Annotated in this window: 4 protein-coding genes; all 4 read left to right on the forward strand. The window is 41.8% G+C overall.

The features are described from left to right. Positions 1-485: 485 nt before the first annotated feature. Positions 486-1,484 carry a 7,8-didemethyl-8-hydroxy-5-deazariboflavin synthase subunit CofG gene (cofG, locus tag AC5JM2_RS07945; protein WP_495834352.1) on the forward strand — a complete coding sequence of 333 codons (999 nt, stop codon included), beginning with the start codon at positions 486-488 and terminating at the stop codon, positions 1,482-1,484. A 182-nt stretch (positions 1,485-1,666) separates the two neighbouring features. Beyond that, positions 1,667-2,992, forward strand: a complete 1,326-nt coding sequence (locus AC5JM2_RS07950) for a P-loop NTPase family protein (RefSeq protein WP_495834353.1) — start codon at positions 1,667-1,669, stop codon at positions 2,990-2,992. Further along, complete coding sequence (locus AC5JM2_RS07955) at positions 2,989-3,657, forward strand: hypothetical protein (RefSeq protein ID WP_495834354.1); 669 nt, start codon at positions 2,989-2,991, stop codon at positions 3,655-3,657. Before AC5JM2_RS07950 ends, AC5JM2_RS07955 begins: the two co-directional genes overlap by 4 nt. Beyond that, on the forward strand, positions 3,650-4,399 hold a 750-nt coding region (locus AC5JM2_RS07960), incomplete at its 3' end, for a tetratricopeptide repeat protein (RefSeq protein ID WP_495834355.1). The genes AC5JM2_RS07955 and AC5JM2_RS07960, both read left to right, overlap by 8 nt.

Here is a 4,399-nt window from a genome sequence, read left to right on the forward strand (position 1 = left end):
ATGTACATAACGCTTTGGTGCAACTTTATTTTGATCCCCCCGCCTGCGGCGACCCCCTTAAAAAGGGGGTGAAAGAGGAAGATTAGTATTTTCTGTTATATACATGTACATAACGCTTTGGTGCAACTTTATTTTGATCCCCCCGCCTGCGGCGACCCCCTTAAAAAGGGGGTGAAAGAGGGAGATTAGTATTTTCAGTTATATACATGTACATAACGCTTTGGTGCAACCTCGATTTTGATCCCCCCGCCTGCGGCGACCCCCTTAAAAAGGGGGTGAAAGAGGAAGATTAGTATTTTCTGTTATATACATGTACATAACGCTTTGGTGCAACCTCGATTTTGATCCCCCCTTTTTAAGCAGGGCTAGGGGGGATCTTCACGTGATCTAACCTAGACTTTAGATCCCCTAACTGAGTTAAAAAGCGGGCTTAAGAAAAAGTCGTACATGGCGTTACATACATCAAAAAGAGCGATCGCCCCCATATGCCAAATTCTCATTTCCAAAAAATTACCTACAGCCCTGCTTACACAGTCGTTCCGACTTACGAGTGCTTCAATCGCTGTGCTTATTGTAACTTTCGCACAGAACCGGGTAAGAGCGAATGGCTAACAATTTCACAAGCTGAAAAACTTTTCAAACAACTTCACAACCAAGACGTTTGTGAAATCTTGATACTGAGTGGCGAGGTGCATCCTCTTTCCCCACGGCGTCAGGGGTGGTTTCAGCGGATTTATGATTTGTGTGAGTTAGCTTTGGCTATGGGATTTTTACCACACACGAATGCTGGACCTTTGAGTTTTGAGGAAATGCAACAATTAAAGAAAGTTAACGTTTCAATGGGGTTAATGTTGGAACAGTTAACGCCAGAGTTGTTGAATACAGTGCATAAACACGCGCCGAGTAAGACACCAGAAGTGCGTTTACAACAATTACAGTGGGCGGGAGAATTAAAGATACCTTTTACGACTGGGTTACTGTTAGGAATTGGAGAAACAGAACAAGATTGGTGGAAAACATTAGAAGCTATAGCCGAAATTCATCAACGTTACCATCATATTCAAGAAGTTATCTTGCAACCTCATAGTCCGGGAAATCAGCAAACTTTTGACGCACCATCTTTTAATCCTCATCAATTGCCAAAAGTTATTTTTCAGGCACGTCAAATTTTACCAGCAGATATTACAATTCAAATTCCGCCGAATTTAATCAAAGATGATCAATGGTTACTCGCGTGTTTAGAAGCTGGTGCGAGAGATTTAGGGGGAATTGGACCAAAAGATGAAGTGAATCCTGATTATCCGCATCCCCAATTTGAGGAATTGAGGGAAATTTTACAGCCTGCTGGCTGGGAATTAGTGCCAAGATTGCCTGTTTATCCACAGTATGATCATTGGTTGTCAGTGGAATTGCAGACTAATATTAAGCTATGGCGAACGGGAGCATCCCAATTTTGCAAAAACAGCAAAAACAGTGGCGAATAGAATTCGCGGCTACACAGGCAAAGTCCGCCTGCGCGGACTAATTACAGCCTGCGTAGGCAGGCTTTGTTTGTATAGCCCCAGACTTCCAGTCTGCGGGCAATTTGCACATTTGGGATGCTCCTATGGCGAACTTTATTTTACAATTGACCATCGTTTGATAAAAATTGCAATATTTTTTACCTATGCTTGATAGTCAAGAGTTACTCACCAAGCTCTACAATGCCTTTAACCCATTTGAACCCTTAGCCGCAGGTGATCCAAAGTACGTTGATTGTCAGGATGTGCGGGGAGATGCGGATATTTTACAAGAGTTGGGGAACCGCATACAACGAGCAGATAGAAAGACTTGCCAATTGTATTCTGGACATCGGGGGGCGGGCAAGTCTACAGAACTACTGAGATTGAAGCAATATCTGGAAAATCGCAAATTCTATGTTGTTTATTTTGCCGCTGATGAAGAAGATATTGACTCAGAAGATGCCCAATATACAGATATTCTCCTCGCTTGTACCCGCCGATTGCTCAAAGATTTACAGCAATTTGGTGATGCTAGTCCGGTGCTAAACTGGCTTAAAGAACGCTGGCAAGATTTGAAAGATTTGGCGCTGACTCCGATAGAGTTTGAGAGCATGAAATTAGAAGCACAAATCGCTCAATTTGCCAAGCTAACAGCCAATTTAAGAGCCGTTCCCGAATTACGCCAGCAGATTCGCCGAAAAGTCGATCCCCATACTGTCACTTTAATTAAGATGTTGAATGAATTTCTGGCAGATGCAAAAAGTAAGCTACCAAACGGCTATACTCAACTGGCGGTGATTGTCGATAACTTAGACAGGATGGTATTAGTTAAAGATGGGGAAAACACGAACCATGAAGAAATTTTTTTAGACCGCAGTGAACAACTCAAAGCTTTGGATTGCCATTTTATTTATACTGCCCCTATTTCTATGCTGTATTCTAAACGGGCGACAGACATCAGAGATATCTATGGTGAATGCTTGATTTTGCCGATGATTATGGTCAAAACTCACACAGGAGAAGTTTACCAACCAGGACTCAAGAAAGTAAAAGAAGTGATTCGCAAGCGAGTCCGGCAAATTGAACAAGAACTCCCGCTGGAAAACGGAATTTTTGATAGTCAGCAAACTTTAGAAAGATTGTGTTTGATGAGTGGAGGTCATGTCAGAAATTTGCTATTGTTAACTCAAAACGCTATTGGACGGACTGAAGAATTACCAATTTCTGAAAAAGCAGTGCGACGAGCAATCACTCAAGCCAGAGATGACTATCATCGGGCTGTGGAAAATCATCAATGGTGTCTGCTGGCGGAAGTCTCCCGTTCTAAACGCATCGTTAATGATGACCAGTATCGCAGTTTGATGTATAACCGCTGTCTTTTAGAATATCGCTATTTAGATGATGATGGAGAAATGCAGCGTTGGTATGACATTCACCCATTGATTCAAGGAATTTCCGAATTGAAAGAAGCTGTGGCGAAACTTCCATGAACACAGATTTAAGTGATTGGGATGATGATTTACCCCCCGAACCGGAGGAAGAATATCAAACCTTTGTCCGTACTCTAAAGCGGACAGAAGGCTTTCGCTTATTGTTTGTCCGGTGTTCTCCTGCTGAAAGTAAGCGGTTGATTTCGAGAGTCCAGCAGGAAGTGCCTAAAAAACAAATTAAGGTTTTGCAGCTAGATAAACCGATTGAAAATTTATATAATATTGTTGTGGAGAAAACTTCAAATAAAAATAAAATTGATGTTCTTTTTATAACAGGGATCGAAAAGTCTTTTGTTGAATATATTAAAACCGGATATGGTGGTCAGGGTAACTTTTATAAAGTGGATTCAGTTCCGCGAATTTTAAATCACTTAAACCAACAGCGAGAGCGGTTCAGAGATAACCTTAAGATTTGCTTTATATTTATTGTACGGCTGTTTGGTCTTAAATACTTCATTCAGCGTGCTCCAGATTTTTATGACTGGCGCTCTGGAGAATTTGAATTTGGTCAACAAAAGGTTACATCTACAATAGAAATAGATACCCAGCCAAAACTGTACCAGCAGTTAAAACATCGGGCAGAAGCTGACTCAGAGCACATATCAGCAACTGCAAGGCAAGCAGTCGCACTCTACCTAGCTCATTTAGAGGTGGAAGATGAGTAATCCAGAGAAGATAATTGACCTGCAAACGGTTCAGGCTGGCGTGCAAAAGGTTAGGCTCAAATTTTCTCTGCCACCAGAACTGTACAATCAACTTAAGTTTCGCTCTGATTCTGACTCAGACTTGATGTCAGCAACTGTTGAGAAAGCACTCGTCTCTTTCTTGGTTAATACAGATGAGTCAGAAGCATCTGATGATCAAACTCGGCAGATTTATACTTGTGAAGATTACGACAAACTCTTAGAAATTAACCCGAATGACTACAAAGCATGGTACGGTCGCGGGGTTGTGCTGAAGAATTTAGGCAGCTACGAAGAAGCGATCGCCAGCTTAGACAAAGCCATAGAAATCAACCCTAATTACTACAAACCTTGGTATGCTCGTGGCAATGCGCTGTATGGCTTAGACTTTTACGAAGAGGCAATAGCTAGCTACAACAAAGCCATTGAATTTAAACCTGACTACGCGGAAGCCTTGTATTACCGAAGCAAGGCGCTGGAGCAGTTAGGTTGCGATGAGGAAACGAACGTTAGCTACAAACAAGCCTACAATTTGAGCAGCCACAGAGATGTATTATCTAGATACTGGGAAATTTACAGAATCAGTACCAGTCAAAGAGTTGGATACGAACATTGTTCAGTTCCTGCTGCACAGGAGTTTATCAAACAAATTCGCAATCTAGCTCCAACTAATACCCAAGCTGTTCTGTTATCCTATTTTGTCGGTCAAAATTCTGCTATTGAT

Source organism: Brasilonema angustatum (assembly GCF_059505445.1).